Annotated in this window: 13 protein-coding genes, 2 pseudogenes and 1 riboswitch; of the genes and pseudogenes, 8 read left to right on the top strand and 7 right to left on the bottom strand. The window is 73.6% G+C overall.

Going from position 1 to position 17,407, the window contains the following annotated elements:
- Positions 1–85: 85 nt before the first annotated feature.
- Positions 86–631, bottom strand: a complete 546-nt coding sequence (locus ABD823_RS21100; RefSeq protein WP_344862211.1) for an MFS transporter — start codon at positions 629–631, stop codon at positions 86–88.
- A 171-nt stretch (positions 632–802) separates the two neighbouring features.
- Positions 803–990, top strand: a riboswitch (cobalamin riboswitch).
- Positions 991–1,158: 168 nt separating this feature from the next.
- Between ABD823_RS21100 and ABD823_RS21105 the strand changes: the two genes are divergently transcribed.
- From ABD823_RS21105 to ABD823_RS21125, 5 genes are all read left to right on the top strand, one after another.
- Positions 1,159–1,974, top strand: a complete 816-nt coding sequence (locus ABD823_RS21105; protein ID WP_344862213.1) for a (2Fe-2S)-binding protein — start codon at positions 1,159–1,161, stop codon at positions 1,972–1,974.
- 157 nt (positions 1,975–2,131) lie between these two features.
- Positions 2,132–3,133 (top strand): ABC transporter substrate-binding protein, encoded by a 1,002-nt coding sequence (locus ABD823_RS21110; RefSeq protein WP_344862215.1) that lies wholly within the window; start codon positions 2,132–2,134, stop codon positions 3,131–3,133.
- Entirely contained in the window at positions 3,130–4,185 is a 1,056-nt protein-coding gene (locus ABD823_RS21115) for a FecCD family ABC transporter permease (RefSeq protein ID WP_344862217.1), read from the top strand. The genes ABD823_RS21110 and ABD823_RS21115 overlap by 4 nt, the downstream gene beginning before the upstream one ends.
- A complete protein-coding gene (locus ABD823_RS21120; RefSeq protein ID WP_344862219.1) occupies positions 4,182–4,976 on the top strand; it encodes an ABC transporter ATP-binding protein in 795 nt (264 codons plus the stop codon). Before ABD823_RS21115 ends, ABD823_RS21120 begins: the two co-directional genes overlap by 4 nt.
- Before the next feature lie 162 nt (positions 4,977–5,138).
- Positions 5,139–6,755: a methyl-accepting chemotaxis protein gene (locus tag ABD823_RS21125; protein WP_344862221.1), complete on the top strand. Its 1,617-nt coding sequence runs from the start codon at positions 5,139–5,141 to the stop codon at positions 6,753–6,755.
- A 187-nt stretch (positions 6,756–6,942) separates the two neighbouring features.
- On the opposite strand, the gene ABD823_RS21130 is transcribed toward ABD823_RS21125, so the two are convergent.
- On the bottom strand, positions 6,943–9,870 hold the full coding sequence (locus tag ABD823_RS21130; protein ID WP_344862223.1) for a PAS domain-containing sensor histidine kinase: 2,928 nt from the start codon (positions 9,868–9,870) through the stop codon (positions 6,943–6,945).
- A gap of 265 nt (positions 9,871–10,135) precedes the next feature.
- On the opposite strand from ABD823_RS21130, the gene ABD823_RS21135 reads away from it, so the two are divergent.
- Positions 10,136–12,721: an ATP-binding protein gene (locus ABD823_RS21135; protein ID WP_344862225.1), complete on the top strand. Its 2,586-nt coding sequence runs from the start codon at positions 10,136–10,138 to the stop codon at positions 12,719–12,721.
- Between the two features lie 54 nt (positions 12,722–12,775).
- On the opposite strand, the gene ABD823_RS21140 is transcribed toward ABD823_RS21135, so the two are convergent.
- Positions 12,776–13,396, bottom strand: coding sequence for a transposase (locus tag ABD823_RS21140; RefSeq protein ID WP_425566637.1), 621 nt, complete (start codon positions 13,394–13,396; stop codon positions 12,776–12,778).
- A pseudogene (locus tag ABD823_RS34680) lies at positions 13,342–13,533 on the bottom strand (transposase); the annotation flags it as partial. The gene ABD823_RS21140 and the pseudogene ABD823_RS34680, both read right to left, overlap by 55 nt.
- Before the next feature lie 184 nt (positions 13,534–13,717).
- Between ABD823_RS34680 and ABD823_RS21145 the strand changes: the two are divergent.
- Positions 13,718–13,876 (top strand): annotated as a pseudogene (locus tag ABD823_RS21145) (IS701 family transposase); the annotation flags it as partial.
- A 10-nt stretch (positions 13,877–13,886) separates the two neighbouring features.
- A complete protein-coding gene (locus ABD823_RS21150; protein ID WP_344862227.1) occupies positions 13,887–14,243 on the top strand; it encodes a neutral zinc metallopeptidase in 357 nt (118 codons plus the stop codon).
- Positions 14,244–14,400: 157 nt separating this feature from the next.
- Here ABD823_RS21150 and ABD823_RS21155 read toward each other — a convergent pair whose 3' ends face one another.
- From ABD823_RS21155 to ABD823_RS21165, 3 genes are all read right to left on the bottom strand, one after another.
- Positions 14,401–14,763 (bottom strand): hypothetical protein, encoded by a 363-nt coding sequence (locus ABD823_RS21155; RefSeq protein ID WP_344862229.1) that lies wholly within the window; start codon positions 14,761–14,763, stop codon positions 14,401–14,403.
- 85 nt (positions 14,764–14,848) lie between these two features.
- Entirely contained in the window at positions 14,849–16,384 is a 1,536-nt protein-coding gene (locus tag ABD823_RS21160) for an FAD-dependent monooxygenase (protein WP_344862231.1), read from the bottom strand.
- 46 nt (positions 16,385–16,430) lie between these two features.
- Positions 16,431–17,396, bottom strand: a complete 966-nt coding sequence (locus ABD823_RS21165; RefSeq protein ID WP_344862233.1) for an SDR family oxidoreductase — start codon at positions 17,394–17,396, stop codon at positions 16,431–16,433.
- Positions 17,397–17,407: the final 11 nt, after the last annotated feature.

The raw sequence follows: 17,407 nt of genomic DNA on the forward strand, positions 1-17,407 counted from the left end.
AGCGCGGCGCGCGGCGCGCGGCGGTGCGGCGCGGGCTCAGGAGGCCCGCGCCGGCTGCGAACAGGTCACGGGCCTGCGGCCCGGATCAGAGGACGAACGCCCCGGCGGGCGGCCCGCGCCGGCGGACGGCCGCAGCCAGCAGCCGGGTGACGAACCGGGCCCCGTCCTCACCCGGCGGCGGCGGGACGGGGCGCCGTACGGCCGGTGCGGCCCGCCAGGTCAGCAGGGTGAGCACGGCGGCGACCAGCAGGCGCAGCAGCGTGGCCAGCGCGCTCTCCCCGCGCTCCAGCCAGTGGGCCGACAGCAGCGCCGTGGCGGCGTGGGCCAGCAGCATGCCCACGCCCGCGGCCAGGCCGCCGTGGTCGTGACCGGGGACCGGGGGCGGCTGCGCCGAGGCCGCGGTGAACAGGTGGTGCAGGCCGTACTGGGCGGCGAAGGCCGCGGGGAGCAGGACCGCCAGGCCCCGCTCCCGCCGGGCCAGGACGAACGCCCCGCCGGTGACCAGCGGGACCGCCGCGGCCGGCGCCGCCGGATCGACGGCGGCGCCTCCTGCGAGCACGTGCATGCCCAGCGACACCGCGACGCACACCGCCGCGAAGGCGGTGGCGCGCAGCAGGCGCAGGACGGGCATGCCCCTCATCGTGACAGAGATGCCGGCTCCTGCCGAGCCCGTTGAGCCGTCGTCAAGGCCGCGTTGAGCACGCGGCTCCGGGAGCACCGGGCTTCCGCCTGCCCGCGGCCGGGAACGCCCGGCCTCCGTTCGGTTCTCCGCCGCGGCGACCCCAGGCCCGTTATGCACCCGATGTCGGCTGTGGGAGCATGTCCGGTAAGGCGACGGCGGAACGAGGAAGCCGGTGTGAATCCGGCGCGGTCCCGCCACTGTGATCGGCGAGCGGATCCCGACTGAAGCCACTGCCCGCGTGCGGGTGGGAAGGCCGGGACGAGCGGTGACCCGAGAGCCAGGAGACTCACGCGGTCGCCTCCTCAGAGGAATCGGGGCGGATCTCCCCGAGAGAGGACGGTGGCCGCCATGCCGCAGTACCGGCGTGACGGCTCCCGGGCCGCCCCCGCGGCGGACTCTCCTGGCGATCCGTCCCTCCACCCGCTGTGGGCGCCGTCGGGGAACGGCGGCCACGGCCCGCGCGCAGGAGGCCGCCGATGCACCGCCCCCGCCCCGCCGACGGCGCCGAACCGTCCGCTCCCCCCGTCTCCGGCGCATCCGTCGTCCAGGCGGCCGCCGACCTCTCCGCCATCGGCGGTTACTTCTCCCTCCAGGTGGGAGGCCCGGCAGGGGACGGCTGGCGTCCCCTCGCCGGCCTGCTCACCGCGCCGGCGGCGCTGGAGGAGATGATCACTGGCGTGGCGGCCCGGCTGGGCACCGGCCAGATGCGCGTGGCCGCCTCCGTCTGCTTCCAGGGCCTGGCCGCCCGCCTGTGGTCGCCTGCCCTCGCGGCCGCGGCGGTCCACGACCTGCTCATCGACCTGGACCCGGAGCGCGTGTACTGGCGGGCGGCGTCCGGCGGTCCGCTGCCGTTGTGCGTTCCCCGCCCGGCCGGACGGCGGCTCGGCGGGCACGCGCCGGCCGGCGGGCCGCTGTACGACGCGGTGGTCGCCGCGCTGCTCGAACCGCTCATCGGCACCGTCCGGCAGGTCGTGCGGATCGCACCGGGCCTGCTGCGGGGCAACGCGGCCTCCGCGCTGGCGGGCGCCGCCGACGTCCTGGCCCGCCGGCGGCCCGCCGCGGCCGCCGCCACCGCGGCCCTGGCCCGTGATCTGCTCGACCGGGGGCTGCTGCGCGGTACCGGCGAGGTGACCGGGCCCGCTTCCGGCCGCCTGGCCTTCGTCCGGCGCAGCTGCTGCCTGTACTACCGCCTGCCCGGCGGCGGCATGTGCGGCGACTGCGCGCTGTCCGGCTCCGCCGCACGGCGTGCCCGGCGGGCACGCGCGGTGAACGGTCCCCGGGCAGAGCGATGAACCCGATGAGCCGCGCCGCCGCCGGAGGCGCCGCCCGGCCGGACGCGGCCGGCGACACCACCGCCTGGATCCGCGCCGGCGGCCCCGGCCCCGCGCCGGGCCCCGGCATCCCCACCCTCCACGCCACCGCCCCACCGATCCGGAAGAGGACCCATCCGTGACGAGCCGACGCTCGCTCCCCCTCCCGCTCCTGCTGCCCGCCCTGCTGATCACCGGGCTGGTCGCCGGGTGCGGCGGCACCCGGCCCGCGGCGCCCGCGCCCCCGGCCGCCGGAGCGTCCGCCGCGGGCTTCCCGGTCACCGTGACCAACTGCGGGGTGACCGCCACCTACCACCGGCCGCCGCGCCGGGCGGTCACGATGAACCAGCACGTCACCGAGATCATGCTCGCGCTCGGGCTGGAGAAGTCGATGGCCGGCACCGCCTACCTCGACGACCGCATCCCGCCGCAGTACGAGGCCGCCTACGACAGCGTCACCGTGCTGGCCGAGGAGTACCCCTCCTACGAGGCGCTGCTGGCGGCCGAGCCCGACTTCGTCTACGGCGGCTTCGACAGCGCCTTCGACGCCAAGGAAGGACGCGGCCGCGACGCCCTGGCCGAAGCCGGCATCCCGTCCTACCTCAGCCTGGAGGCCTGCCCGTCCGGCCCGGTGACCATGGACCTGCTGGAGCAGGAGATCCGCACGATCGGCCGGATCTTCGGCGTGCCCGAGCGGGCCGAGCGGCGGATCGCCGAGATGCGCGGCGTGCTCGCCGGCGTCGAGGAGAAGGTCGGCGGCGCCGAACCGGTCACGGTGTTCGTCTACGACAGCGGCGACAAGACCGCCTTCACCGCGGGCGGCGCCGGCATCGGCAACGACATGATCACCCGGGCGGGCGGCACCAACCTGTTCTCCGACCTGCCCAAGGCGTTCGGCGACGTCTCCTTCGAGCAGGTCGCCGAACGCGCGCCCGACGTGATCGTCATCTACGACTACGGCGACCGGTCCGCGGCGGACAAGAAGAAGTCCCTCCTGGCCAACCCGGCGCTCCAGGACGTGCCCGCGGTCAAGGAGCGGCGTTTCGCGGTGCTCCCGCTCTCCTCCACGGTGCTGGGCGTCAGAGCACCGGAAGGGGTCGAGTCGCTGGCGCGCCAACTGCACCCGGACCGCTTCTCGTGACCGGGCTCACGCGGGCCGCGGCGCACCGCGCCCGCCTGCCGTACGCCATGGTCCTGGCCCTGCTGGGGGCGGCGCTGCTGGCCGCGGCCACGGCCGGGATCGCGGCCGGGTCCGTCCCCCTGGCGGCCGGGGACGTGTGGGGGATCGTGCTGCACCGCATCGCTCCCGCCCTGGTCGAGCCCACCTGGCCGCCGGTCAGGGAGACGATCGTGATGGACGTGCGCGTGCCGCGCGTCCTGCTGTGCGGGGTCGTCGGCGCCGGGCTGGCGGTGTGCGGGATGGCGCTGCAGGCGCTGGTGCGCAACCCGCTGGCCGACCCGATGCTGCTGGGCGTCTCGTCCGGGGCCGGCGTCGGCGCGGTGGCCGTGCTGGTCCTGCACGTCTCGCTGTTCGGCGCCTTCTCCCTGCCGATCGCGGCCTTCACCGGCGCCCTCGCGGCCCTGACCGCGGTGTACTTCCTGGCCCGCTCCGGAGGGCGGATGACCACCGTGCGGCTGGTCCTGGCCGGGGCGGCGACCGCCGAGGTGCTCTCGGCGGTCACCAGCTACCTCATCGTCACCTCCGGCGAGCCGCACAGGGCCGAGTCGGCGATGCGCTGGATGCTGGGCGGCTTCGGCGGCACCACCTGGGACCTGGTGCCGGTCCCGGCGGCGGCCGTACTTCTCGGCACGGCGGCGCTGCTCGGCGTGTCCCGCCCGCTCAACCTGCTGCTGGCCGGGGAGGAGGCCGCCGCCTCCATGGGCCTGGACGTGCACCGCTTCCGCGCGGGATCGTTCGTGCTCGTCGCGCTGGTGATCGGCGCCACCGTCGCGGTCAGCGGCTCGATCGGGTTCGTCGGGCTGATGCTGCCGCACGTGGCGCGCCTGCTGGTCGGCGCCGACCACCGCCGCGCCCTGCCGGCGGTCGCCCTGCTCGGGGCGGCCTTCCTGATCGCCGCCGACCTGGCGGCGCGGACCGTGATCGCTCCCGAGGAGGTCCCGATCGGCGTGCTGACCGCACTCGTGGGCGGCCCCTTCTTCCTGTGGCTGATGCGGCGGAGGGCGGCCCGATGACCCCCGCGCGGCTGCGCCTGGAAGGCGTGGGCGTCACCGTGGCCGGGCGCGACCTGGTCCGGGATGCGAGCCTGCGGGTGGAGCCCGGCGAGGTCGTCGCCCTCGTCGGCCCGAACGGCGCGGGCAAGTCCACCCTGCTGCGCACGCTGTACCGGGCCCGGCGCCCCACCCGCGGGCGGGTGCTGCTCGACGGCGAGGACGTCTGGCGGATGGGCGGCAGGCGGCTCGCCCGGCGGCTGGCCGCCGTCATGCAGGAGCCGCCGGGGGAGTTCGAGCTGACCGTCTACGAGGTCGTGGCCATGGGCCGCAGCCCGTACAAGCGGGCCTTCCAGGGGGACGGCCCCGACGACCGGAAGATCGTCATGGACGCTCTGGAGGCCCTGGACGTCACCGCGCTGGCGCGGGCGCCGTTCGACCGGCTGTCGGGAGGGGAGAAGCAGCGCATCCTGATCGCCCGCGCCCTGGCCCAGCGGACCGGGACGATGGTGCTGGACGAGCCCACCAACCACCTCGACCTGCGCCACCAGCTCGACACCCTGCGCCTGGTGCGCGGCCTGGGCGTGACCGCCGTGATCGCGCTGCACGACCTCAACCTGGCCGCCGCCTTCAGCGACCGGGTCTGCGTCATGGCCGCCGGCCGCGTCGTCGCCGACGGGCCGCCCGCCCGGGTGCTGACCTCCGCCCTGCTCGCCGAGGTGTACCAGGTGGAGGCCGAGGTGGCCGTCCACCCCCGCACCGGCGTCCCGCAGATCACCGTGCTCCCCCGCCCCGGCGGCAGGACCTGCCCATGACGCCGCCGGCCCGTTCGCCGGGATCCGTCACCGGAGCACTGGCCGGGAGAGGTCTTCCGGCTGTCCTTGGCCCTTACCCGGAAAGCGGTCACACCCTGCTCCTCAACTCCCTGCCCGGTACGCCGATGGAAAGGTGTCACACGTCACCATCGGAAGGCAGTCATGATCTCCCTTGTCCGCCGGTTCCGCCTCCGGACCCGCCTGTTCGCCGCCTTCGGCGTGCTGTGCGTCCTGCTGGCCGCCATGGCGGCCGTCGGCGTACAGCAGGCCGACAACCAGCGTGAGGTCACCCAGCGCGTCGGCCAGATGCAGGTGCTCACCCGCGAGGTGATGGAGCTGAAGTTCCGCGACGCCGACGTCAGCGGCTGGCAGGTCGCCTACGCCTGGGACGTGCCGTTCATCGGCGGCGCGGCCGCCACCGCCGACGACTCCCCCAACCGCAAGGGCTTCCTGGACTCGGCCGCCGCGCTGGAAGAGGAGCTGGAGGCGGTGCACACCGGCTACCTGACGCCGAGCGAGAAGGCGCTGTTCGAGCAGATCCGCACCAGCTTCGACGAATTCCTCGGCCACGACCGGCAGGTCGTGGCGCTGTTCCGCCAGGACACCGACGCGGCGGTCAAGCAGGCCAACGCCCTGATCACCGGTGCCGGCTACGAGGCCTACTACGAGATCCTGGAGTCGACGACCCAGCTCATCGACTCGGTCAAGGCCCGCGCGGACGCCGCGCAGACCGAGGCCGAGGACACCGCGGCCGGTGCGCGCACCGCGATGCTGGCGGGCGTGGCGCTGTCGCTGGCCGCCGCCGTCGCGCTGGCCGCGCTCATCACCGCCAGCGTGACCCGGCCGGCCCGGCAGGTCGCCGACGGCCTGCGCACGCTGGCCCGGCGCGACCTGTCGGCTGCCCTGTCCGAGGACGGCGACGACGAGCTGGCCGACATGGCGCGGGCCTTCAACCAGGCCGGTGCCGCCATCGGTCAGGCGCTGGCCGGCGTCGGTGAGCGCACCGGCGCGCTCACCGACGCCGGCCGGCAGCTGTCGTCGCTGTCGCAGCGGCTGGACGGCCAGGCGACCGGCACCAGCACCAAGGCCGAGCAGGTGTCCCGATCGGCCGGAGAGGTGTCGGCGCACGTCAACACCCTGGCCGCCGCGGCCGAGCAGATGAACGCCGCCATCGAGGAGATCTCCCGCAACACCTCGGCGGCGGCCACCGTCGCCGCCGACGCCGTCACCAGCGCCCGGACCACCTCCGAGACCGTCGGGCAGCTGTCGGAGGCGGGCACCGAGATCGGGAAGATCGTCAAGACGATCACCTCGATCGCCGAGCAGACCAACCTGCTGGCGCTGAACGCCACCATCGAGGCGGCCCGCGCCGGCGAGGCCGGCAAGGGCTTCGCGGTCGTGGCCGGCGAGGTCAAGGACCTGGCGCAGGAGACGGCCAAGGCCACCGAGGACATCACCGCCAAGATCGCCTCCATCCGGCAGGAGACCGCCCGGGCCACCGACGCGATCACGGAGATCTCACAGATCGTCGAGCGCGTGGCGGAGATCCAGACGACGATCGCCGCCGCGGTCGAGCAGCAGTCGGCCACCACCGGCGAGATCAACCGCAGCGTCACCGAACTGGCCGGCAGCTCCGGGCGCATCGCCGCCACCATCGCCGACGTCGCCGAGACCGCCGCCGCCACCACCGGCGAGGCGAGCGCCACCCAGCGGGCCGCCGCGGAACTGACCTCCGTCTCCGCCGAGCTGCAGCGGATCGTGTCCTCCTTCCGGCTGTAGGGGGGCATCCCCAGCCGCCGACCGGCCGGTGCCGCGGCCCTCGGAGGAGGCCGGATGCCGAAGCGGGCAGCGGCACGCTCTGCCGCGGAGGTGGCAGAGCGTGCCGATCGCGGCCTGAGCCGGTCACCTCTGCCACGGGGAACCGACCGATTCCCCGGGCGCGGGTTCGGGATCGCGCGGGGTGCGGTCACAGGGAGTCCGGAGGGGCGACCGGCAGGCACACGGTGAAGACGGTCCCGCCGCCCCCGCGCGGTGCGGCGGTGATGGCGCCGCCGTGCGCCTCCACGATCGCCTTGGTGATGGCCAGGCCCAGCCCGGTGCCCTTGACACCGGCCTCCTTGGCGGTGGAGGCCCGGAAGAACCGGGAGAACAGCTGCTCGTACTCCTCGGCCGGGATGCCGATGCCGGTGTCGGCGACGGTGACGGTCACATGGCGACCCGGGTGGTCGCCGCCGTCACCGGGTGAGCCGGCGGTGACGGTGACGGTCCCGCCGGGAGGCGTGTACTTGACCGCGTTGGACAGCAGGTTGTCCAGCACCTGGCGCAGCCGCACCGGGTCGGCGTGCGCGTGCAGGTAGTGGGCCAGCTCGGTGGTCAGCGTGATGTCCTTGGCCGCCGCGGCCGCCCGGTGGTCGTCGACGGCCTGCTGGATCAGCCGGGGCAGCCACACCGTGCGCGCGTCGAGGGCCACCCGGCCGGTCTCCAGGCGGGCCAGGTCCAGAAGGTCGTCGACCAGGCGCTGCAGATGATCGCTCTTGCGGTCGATCACCTCGATGAAGGCGCGGTGCTCATCGTCCAGGCCCGGGGCCTCGCGCAGCATCTCGGCGTACCCCCGGATGACGCCGACGGGGTTGCGCAGCTCGTGGCTGACCATCGCCATCAGCTCGTCCTTGAGCCGGTCCAGCTCCCGCAGGCGGCGCACCTGCTCCTGCTCGGCGGCCAGCAGCCGTTCGCGCTCCTCGGCCAGCTCGCGGCGCTCGGTCACCTCGGTGGAGATGCCGTCGACCAGCAGCCGGCCCTCCTCACGGCGGGGCGTGGCCCGGCTCCACACCCAGCGGGTGACGCCGTCCACGCCGATGAGGCGGTACTCGGCCTGCGCCGGCCGCCCGGAGTTGAGCTCGGCGATGAACCCGGCCAGGGTCTCCTGGTCGTCGGGGTGGACGTGGCGGGCGGTGACGGCGGCCATGTCGGCGTCCGGCGGCAGCTCGTCACCGATGACGGCGGCGACGTTGGGACTGCGGTACACCGAGCGCATCCGGCCGTCGGCGGTGATCTCGTTGGTCCAGATGTAGTCGTCGATCTGGGCGATGACCTGGTCGAACCGGCGTCGGCTGGCGGCCAGGGCCAGCTCCAGCTCCTCGGCGCGGCGCCGCTCCATGTACCGGCCCACGTGCGCGCACACCCCGTCCAGCAGCTCGACCAGGTCGGGATCGGCCTCTTGGAGGGTGTCGGAGAAGAAGGTCAGCACGCCCAGGATCTGGTGGCCGCTGCGCACCGGCAGTCCCATGGCGGCGCGCAGGCCGCACCGCAGCGCGGTCCGCTTGCGGGCGAAGTCGCGGGGGTCGGCGGCCAGGTCCGGGACCCACAACTCGCGATCGGTGGCCCAGACCGTCCCGGCCAGTCCTCGTCCGGGCGGGAAGACGTCCGGCTCGTCGCGGGTGAGCGCCGACAGGTCACGGCCGGGACGGGTCCACAGGCCCGTGCGGGAGATGGTCTCGCCGCCGGGGTCGACCTGCCAGTACTCGCCGCAGGCCCAGTCCAGCGCGCCGGCGACGGCGGCGACCACGCCGCAGGCGGCCTGGTCGCTGGAGGGGGCCTCGGCCAGCGCCTGGGCCACGGCGTGCTGGGCGGTGCGCAACTGCTCGATCCGGTGCCGGTCGGTGACGTCCTGGCCGACGGCCACCGCGCCCAGGCGGCGCCCGTCGGCGGTGGTGATCGGCCGTCCGTTGAACTGGAAGCGGCGCGGGCCGGTCCCGGGCACCCGGATCACGATCTGCTGGCCGTCGAAGCGCTCACCGGCCAGCGCCCGTACCAGCGGCACCTCCTCCGTGCGCAGCAGGGCCGTCCCGTCGGGGGTGTACAGCTGGTAGACCTCGGCCCAGTCCGTCATCTCCACCGGCCGTTCGGAGGCCCGGATGCTCTCCCGCAGCACCTGGTTGAAGACCAGGCGTCCCTGGCTGTCGCAGGCCCCCACCGCGACGTCCAGGCTGTCGAACAGCGCGGCCAGGAAGGTGCGCTCCCGCTCCAGCTCGCTCTCGGTCCGCCGCCGCTCGCTGACGTCGTGCAGCACCGCGGGCCAGGCGCTTCGGTGGCCCGCATCACAGGCCTGCACGATCAGCTCGGCGGGGAACTCCCGTCCGGACCCGTCGGCGCAGGTCAGCTCCACCCGCTGCCCGGCCGGGGCGTCGCCGTGCCGTACCCGGCGCAGCCGGTGCGCGCAGTCGCGCCGCGACCGCCGCGAGCTGATCAGTTCCTCCACCGGCCGCCCGAGCGCCTGCTCGGCGGGCCGGCCGAACAGCCGCTCCGCGGCGGCGTTCCACACCGTGGTGGTCCCGTCGGCGTCCAGGCACAGGCACGGCTCGGGGATGCCGTCGAGCACGTGCCGCAGGTCCGCCGCCGAGGCGCGCTCCAGCCGCAGGGCGATCTCCGTCTCCGCCATGGCGGTCAGGTCCTCCAGCGTGGTGAGCTGCTCGGCGCTCCACCGCCGGGGCTCGGCGTCGGTCACGCACAACGCGCCGAGCGCCTGACCGGTCGGCGCGCGCAGCGGCATCCCGGCACAGGCCGCCGGCTGCCCGTCGTGCACGGCCTCGACGCCGCGCCACCGTTCGTCGGCGCGGGCGTCGGTCACCACCAGCGGGGTGCCGGCGGCGACGATCTGCCGGCACAGCGACTGCGGCAGAGCACTCCGCCCTTCCTGAGCCCCGGCCCCCGCCGCGCTGACCACGACCTGCCGGTCGGAGCCGACCAGTGACACCGTGGCGGCCCGCACGCCCAGCAGGCGCACCGCCATGGCGGTCACCCGGTCCAGCAGCGGCGCCCCGGCCGCCTCCAGCAGGCCGGCGGCGTGCAGCACCCGTACCCGGTTCCGGTCCTGGACGTGATCACCTGAGCTCATCCCCTCACCCCCCAGAGGAAGCTCATACCCTTTAGCGAGTTTTGTCTGCTTGCTCTTTCTGGGTGGACCTCCTCGCCGCCCGGGCGGCACCGTCCCCGCTCGCCCTCCGTGATCCGGCCGGCCGAAGCGTTCCCCTCCTGACCGGCCCCGGCAGTGAGCGCCGAAAGTGAGCGCTGAAGAGGACATGAGGTTCGATAGCGGGCACAGAAGTGTTACACCTATGGGCTCTCCCGACGAGTGATCCGCGAGGGGAGGAGGTGGGAGCGTGAGGACGGAAGACCGCATCCGCGACCCGGAACGGCTCGAGGCGCTGCGCGCCACAGGCCTTCTGGATACTCCCCGCGCGCCGGTCCTGGACGAGGTGACCCGGATGGCGGTCCGGCTGCTGCCCGTACGGGCCGCGCTGGTGACGCTGATCGCCGAGGACCGGCAGGTCATCCTCAGTTCCGCAGGGACCGACGGGCCCGCGCCCGCGCGGCGGACGCCCCTGTCGCAGTCGATGTGCCGGCACCTGCTCGTCGACGACGCCCCGCTGGCGGTGGACGACACACGGGGCGACGGGCGGTGGCGCGACGTCGGGGCCGTCTGCCGCGGAGAGCTGGCCGCCTACGCCGGCACGCCGCTGCACGCCCCCGGCGGCCAGCCGCTGGGCGCCCTGTGCGTGGTCGACGACCGCCCCCACGTGTGGGAGGAGGAGGAGCTGGAGACCCTGGGCGGTCTCGCCGTGATGGCGGAGGCGGAGATCGGCTCGCGGGCGGAGCGGAGGCGCCGCGAGCGGCTGGAGCGGGAGCACGCGTTCCTGTCGGCGCTGCTCGACAGCCTGCAGGCCCCCGTCGCGGCCTGCGACGACCAGGGCCGGCTGGTCCGCTTCAACCAGCCGATGCGCGAGCTGATGCACGCCTCCGAGCAGCCGATGGACGCCGGCCGGTGGGCGCCGGCCTACGGGATGTTCGCCCCCGACGGACGCACTCTGCTGGCTCCCGAGCAGGTGCCGCTGGCGCGGGCGCTGGCCGGTGAGCACTTCGACGGCCAGGAGGTGGTGGTCCGCGCCCCCGGAGCGCCTCCCCGCCGGTTCGTGACCAACGGGCGGCCCATCGAGGCCCCTGACGGCCGCCGCCTCGGCGCGGTGACCTCCGGCCACGAGATCACCGCCCAGCACCGCATCCAGACGCTCCGCGACACCCAGCACGCCGTGGCGCAGGCACTGGCCGAGGCGGCCTCCGCCGAGCAGGCCGCCTGCAACGTGATCGGCGCGATCACCCGCGCGCTCGGGTGGGTCTGCGGCGAGTACTGGCGGACCGGTCCCGGAGGCGCCCGTGCCACCCGCACCGGTTCCTGGGTACGGCCCGGCCGGGACCTGTCCGTCTTCACCGGCCGGAACCTGATGACCGTCCCGGCGGGCCAGGGCCTTCCCGGCCGGGTCACCGCCTCCGGCCGTCCGGTGTGGATCCGCGACCTGCGCACCGAGCCGGAGAGCCTGGTCCGTGACCGGCAGGCGCGGGAGGCCGGCCTGCGCACCGCCGTCGGGCTCCCGGTCCGCAGCGGTGACCGCGTCCTGGCCGTGCTGACCTTCTTCACCGACACCGTCGAGGAGCCCGACGCCGATCTGCTGGACCTGCTCGGCGGCGCCTGCGCCCACATCGGCCGCTACATGGAGCGCCGCCGCGCCGAGGACCTCGCGCTGGCCCTGACCGCCAGCCGGCGCCGCTTCGACCAGGTGGTCGCCCAGCTCGACGACCTGGTCTGGAGCATCGAGATCCCCGACGACGGCCAGGCGCGCACGGTCTACGTGAGCGGGAACACCTCCGGGGTGCTGGGCGGCCAGGTGGCGCCCCGCGACGTCGACGAGGCCTACATCCGCGACCACGTCCACCCCGACGACCGGCAGGCCTTCACCGGCATGCTCACCGCGTTCCGCGCGGGCAGGCCCGCCGAGGCCGAGTACCGCGTCATCGGCCTGGACGGCCTCACCCGCTGGATCTGGAGCCGGGCCACCCCCCGCCGCGAGGACGGCCGGATCCTGGTCGACGGCATCTCCACCGACGTCACCGAGCGGCGCGAGATGGCCGCCGAACGCGAGCGGCTGCTGGCCGCCGAACGCGAGCAGGTCCGCCGCCTGCGCGAGCTGGACCGGATGAAGGACGAGCTGGTGGCCGTGGTCAGCCACGAGATCCGCTCCCCCATCGCGGTGATCCGCACCTACGCCGACATGCTCCTGGACGGTCCCGGCCTGGACGACGAGCAGCGCATGTTCGCCGGCGTGATCGACCGCAGGAGCACCCACCTGCAGCACCTGGTCGAGGACCTGCTCGACCTGGCCCGGCTCGACTCCGGGCAGCTGGCCGTCGACCCCCGCCCGCTCTCGCTGAACCGGCTGGTCCGCCAGGCCGTCGACGACCACCGGGCCGCCGCCGAGGCCAAGCACCTGTCCGTCGAGGTGGGGCTGGAGCGCCACCTGCCCGTGTCCGCCGACCCGGTACGGCTCCGCCAGGTGCTGGACAACCTGCTGTCCAACGCCGTCAAGTACACCCCCGAGGGCGGCGCCGTCACCGTCATCGCCGGCTGCAGCGGGCGGATCGGCGGTGACGGCGAGTGCCGGAGCGGGACGGTCACGCTGACCGTCGCCGACACCGGCATCGGCATCCCGGCCGAGGAGCACGAGCAGCTGTTCTCCCGGTTCTTCCGCGCCTCCAGCGCCCACGAGGCCGGGATCAAGGGCACCGGTCTGGGCCTGGCCATCACCAAGGCGATCGTGGAGGCGCACGGCGGCACGATCGACGCCGCGCCCCGCGACGGCGGCGGCACCGTCTTCACCGTCCGCCTGCCCGTTGACCCGGCGGCACCGGCATGAGCCGTGCCGGCACCCTCATAGGTTTGGGATCCCTAGGGCCTGTCTCAGAGTCGGTCAGAGCCATTCGTTGATCACGGCGACGAGGACCGCTGCTTCGTAGCGCACGGCGAGCTTGTCGTACCTGGTGGCGACCGCGCGGTGACGCTTGAGCCGGTTGATGCCGCACTCGACAGCGTGGCGCTGCGTGTAGATCTCCGGGGCGAAGGCGGGTGGCCGCCCGCCCCTGGATCCCTTGGCCCGGCGGTTGGCGTCCTGGTCGGCCTTGCTCGGGATGGTCGCCTTGATCCCGCGCCGCCGCAGGTAGGCGCGGTTGGCCGCGGAGGTGTAGGCCTTGTCGGCCAGGACGCGGTCCGGGCGGGTGCGGGGACGCCCGCCGCGGGAGCGCCCCAGGGCGTGATCGGCCGGCTCGTCACCGCCCCGGTCGCCCGGCGGCTCGGCCTGCAGATCACCCTTTTGCGCGCTCCGGCGGCATGCTGATGCGCGCGGGCGATCGTGGAGCCCACGCTGACGTCCCGGGTGATCTGCCCGGCCGCGTCCGCCCGCGCCTGCAACGCCGTCACGATCCGGGCCCAGGTGCCGTCGCGCTGGCAGCGCCGGAACAGGGCGTAGGCCGCCGGCCAGGACCCGTGGCAGTCGGGCACGTCGCGACAGGGCGCGCCGGTCCGGACTCGCCAGCGGATCCCGTCGATCAACTGCCGCTTGCTGAACGACGGCGGCCGTCCTGAGCGCTTCGGTGCAGGCAGCAGCGGTTCCAGTACCGCCCACTGCGCATCGGTCAGGTCGAACCGTCTCGTCACCGCTAAGGTGGCCACGAGGTCTCCGGCATTCAGGGTGTTCTTGGTCGATCAACCCTCTTATCGGAGACCTCGCTCGTTGTCGATCTCCTGCGTGCACACGGGCTTCAGAGCGGCGGGGCCGCCACAGCAGGCTTTGATACAGGCCCTAAGACGACAACGACAGGTTGTGATCTAGAGTCGTGTGGTAGACGATCCGGCCATGCTGGCGGAGACGGTGGCTGGATGGTCAGCGGGGTTCACGGCGTTCGCGGGCCGGTTCCCGCGGGTGGAAGCGCGTCGGCAGATGCGCTCCTATGTGCGCGGCCTGCTGGGTGAGACTGAGCGAAAGAACGGCTGGACCTTGGCCGAGGCGCCCGGTGGCCTTGCACGTGCTCGCACATGAGTACGCCCATCACGTGCAGAACCTCGCCGGCATCATGAGCGCCTACGCGCGCCGACCGGTCCGCCCCAAGGCTCGGGCGCTGGCGAACAACCGCCGCCTGGAGCTGCAGGCCGACTGCCTGGCGGCGGTGTTCACCCGCCGTGTCTGGGCCTCATGGGAATACGGAGCCGAGGCCGAGGAGGCGCTGGTGGACTTCTCCCGCCGCAGTGGAGACGACGCGCTCAAGCGTGAGCGCAGCCACGGCAGCAGCAAGAGCCGCGCCACCTGGGTGCGGCGCGGTTTCGGTAACGCCTCCCCGGGGGCGTGCAACACCTGGATCGCTCCGGCGTCCCGCATCGCCTGACCCGCCGGGCATGAGCCGCGGCGCTGGCAGCGGATCTCCTCCTCCCCTCGGCCGGACGGCCCGGCGGCTTCAGTCCTTGCTGCGCCTCACGCGCACCAGGTGACCACCGCCTGTGGGCGTGGCCCCGGGCTCGCCGGTGGTGCGGGGCTGGACGGGATCATCGCGGTGTGTGGGTCTGGCGCAGCTGGTGAGTCAGCTCGGTGATCTCGGCGTCGGTGACATACGTCATGCCGGTCTTGGTGTTGAACATCAGCTCCCGCAGGACCGGGCCGGGCAGCCCGATCGGCGTCGCGCCGCTGCCGTCGCGCTCCATGGTCACGCTGCCGCGGTGGCAGGTGATCGTGTACGGGGTGACGATGAACAGCTCGTAGCCGGCCGTGCTGATGGGCGCGCCGGCGTTGAGCTCGGCCTGGGCTCCGGCCAGCGCGCTCAGCGGGGTACGGGAGATCGCCACCGATCGCCTGCCGCGGTCGAGGGTGCTCAGCAGCACCTCCTTCGGCTCGCCGGCGTCGGCTGCCACCTCTACAAGGCCTATCCCAAGCTGGGCGTCGCCTCCCGCGGCGAACTCGCCGCGCTCGGCTGAGCCGTCCTCCCAGATAGCTTTGTCAGATGGTTGGCGTTCCGAACCACATGGACAATGCCTCATGCAGTGGGGGCGTGGCGCTGTCTGCGGATCCGTCGAGGTCGGCGGCCCAGGCGACGTGGCCGTCCGGACGGATCAGCAGCGCGTCGGCGGGCCGAACGTCGGTCTTGGCGGTCAGGATGTCGACGCGATGGCGCCAGTTCCGGGCGGTCTCGCGGAGGTCCGGGCGGTCGGCCAGGTCGAGCAGGACAGGCCGGGCGGTGTGCATGAGCGCGGCGACGCTGGTGATGCCCTGGTCGGTGTGCAGGGTGAGGTCAGGGGCGAAGGCGCCGGCCAACGGGTGCCCGGGGAAACCGGGTATCGGGTAGCGGATGTCGCTGCCGGACAGCAGCGCTCCCATCCGGCGCAGCGGCTGCTCGTCGGCGAGCAGTTCCTGGAAGAGCTCTCGCAGTGCTTCGGCGGCCGGGTCGTGCCCACGCCGCAGCGCCACCTGCGCTCGGGTGTGCAGCATGGTGCGGGCGCCGGCGAGGTGGCGCTCGTCGTGGTAGGTGTCCAGCAGGCCGTCCGGTGCCCAGCCGTGGACGTCGGCGGCCAGCTTCCAGGCCAGGTTGACCGCGTCCAGCATGCCGGCGTTGAGCGCCACCCCGGTGGCGGGGAACAGATGCGCCGCATCACCGGCCAGCAAGACCCGTCCGCGGCGGTAGCGCTCGGCCTGCCGCGCCTTGAAGGTGAATCGCGACAGCCGGATCGGCTCCCCCACCGGCACTCGCCCGCCGAGCACCCGCTGGAGGCTGTCTTGGAGTTCGGTCACGGTCATGGGGGTGTCGTCGTCGTATTCGGTGGACTCGTCCTCGACGGTGTAGAGCGACACGATCTTGGAAGAGGGTGAGGCGGCGACCCCGAGCAGACCGTGATCCGTTCGGGTGAAGCCGGCGCGGATCGTGCCGAAGCCGGAGACGTCGAGGTCGCCGCCGTCGAGCACCCTCACCGTTTCGGGCAAGGTGACCTGGGCCAGCCGGTTGACCTCCGGATAGGTGGTACCGGGAAAGCCGATGCCGGCCCAGTCGCGGACCTGGCTGCGCGCGCCGTCGCACCCCACCAGGTGCCGGGCGCGCACCCGGTACGGCCCGTCCGGGCCGCGCACCTCCAGGGTCACCGCGGCATCGTCCTGTGTCATCCCGATCACCTGGTGTCCGCGGCGGATGTCGGCATCGAGCTCGCCGGCGCGTTCGTCCAGCAGCCGCTCGAGCAGCTGTTGCGGGAGCGGCAGGGCGTGCATCGGGGGATCGGCCAGCTGGGTGAAGTCCAGATGCACACCGCCGAACGGGAAGCGGGGAGCCGGGACAGGGTCGGTGCAGGCTGCTTGGAACCGTTCCAGCAGGCCCCGGTAACGCAGCAGTTCCAGGATCTGCCCGCCGAGGCCACCGGCTTTGGGAGTGTCCCGGCGCCGCGGCTGCTTCTCCAGCACCACCGATCGCACCCCGACCAGCCGCAGTTCGTTGGCCAGCATCAGGCCGGTCGGGCCGGCACCCACAATGATCACATCGGCATCCGTCATCGGATGTTCCTCTCCTGGATTTCGGCGGTCAGGTCAGGTCGGCTCGTCAACCGGCGCTCCCGGGGGCGGGTACGGCCTTTTCGGCAGCGCGGCTGACCTGCTCCCAGGCGGCCCAGGTCTCCATCCGCCGTCGGGAGATGTCGAAGGCCAGGTCATAGACCATGCTGCCGAGCAGCAGCCGCAGCGGCGGGTCGTCGCTGTCGACCAGCTTGAGCAGCGCATCGGCGGCTAGCCGCGGATCGCTGTCGACCGAGCCCTCGGCCCACTGCTTCTCCAGCTCGGCGCGCAAAGAGGCGTACTCCTCCTTGGGGGTAGTCATGGTCATGCTGGTGTAGAGATCGGTCCAGTAGCCGCCGGGCTGGACGATGCTGAGCTTGACGCCGAAGCCCGCGGCCTCCATCGCCAGGGCCTCGCTCATGCCCTCCAGCGCGAACTTGCTCGCGCTGTACATTCCGGTGCTGGGGAAGCCGCCGAGCGCGGCAATGCTGGAGACCTGCACGATGTGGCCGGATCGTTGGGCGCGCAGGTGCGGCAGGACGGCCTGGCAGGCCCACATCGCCCCGAAGAAATTGACCTCCAGCTGAGCGCGTGCCTCGGTTTCACCGAATTCCTCGATCATGCCCGAGGACATGGTCCCGGCGTTGTTCACCACGATGTCAAGCCGGCCGAAGTGCTCGATGGCGGTGTTCACGGCGGCGAAGACATCGCCGCGGGCGGTCACGTCCAAGGGCAGGGTGAGCAGCCGATCGCCGTAGCGGTCGTCGAAGTCCCGCCGCGTGATGGTACGGGCAGCGGCGGCCACCCGGTCTCCGCGCTCCAGCGCGGCGAGGGTGAACGCACGGCCAAGACCGCGGCTGGCTCCGGTGATGAACCAGGTGCGGCAGGCAGTGGCGGGGATGGGCATATGCGGAAACTCCGATCTGTCGTATTGCAGGTCAAGCGGGCCGGGCAGTTCGCCTGGGACCTTGACTTCGGCGTGGCGGTCGGCCGTCGGCGGCGGGATGGTGATCATGGTGCTGCGTC

Source organism: Planomonospora alba, assembly GCF_039534085.1.
Classification (GTDB): Bacteria; Actinomycetota; Actinomycetes; order Streptosporangiales; family Streptosporangiaceae; genus Planomonospora_B; species Planomonospora_B alba.

Bases quoted from the DNA above. Each gene is read 5' to 3' on its own strand.
- ABD823_RS21100 (WP_344862211.1), bottom strand. From the start codon at position 631: ATGCCCGTCCTGCGCCTGCTGCGCGCCACCGCCTTCGCGGCGGTGTGC.
- ABD823_RS21105 (WP_344862213.1), top strand. From the start codon at position 1,159: ATGCACCGCCCCCGCCCCGCCGACGGCGCCGAACCGTCCGCTCCCCCC.
- ABD823_RS21120 (WP_344862219.1), top strand. From the start codon at position 4,182: ATGACCCCCGCGCGGCTGCGCCTGGAAGGCGTGGGCGTCACCGTGGCC.
- ABD823_RS21125 (WP_344862221.1), top strand. From the start codon at position 5,139: ATGATCTCCCTTGTCCGCCGGTTCCGCCTCCGGACCCGCCTGTTCGCC.
- ABD823_RS21130 (WP_344862223.1), bottom strand. From the start codon at position 9,870: ATGAGCTCAGGTGATCACGTCCAGGACCGGAACCGGGTACGGGTGCTG.
- ABD823_RS21160 (WP_344862231.1), bottom strand. From the start codon at position 16,384: ATGACGGATGCCGATGTGATCATTGTGGGTGCCGGCCCGACCGGCCTG.
- ABD823_RS21165 (WP_344862233.1), bottom strand. From the start codon at position 17,396: ATGATCACCATCCCGCCGCCGACGGCCGACCGCCACGCCGAAGTCAAG.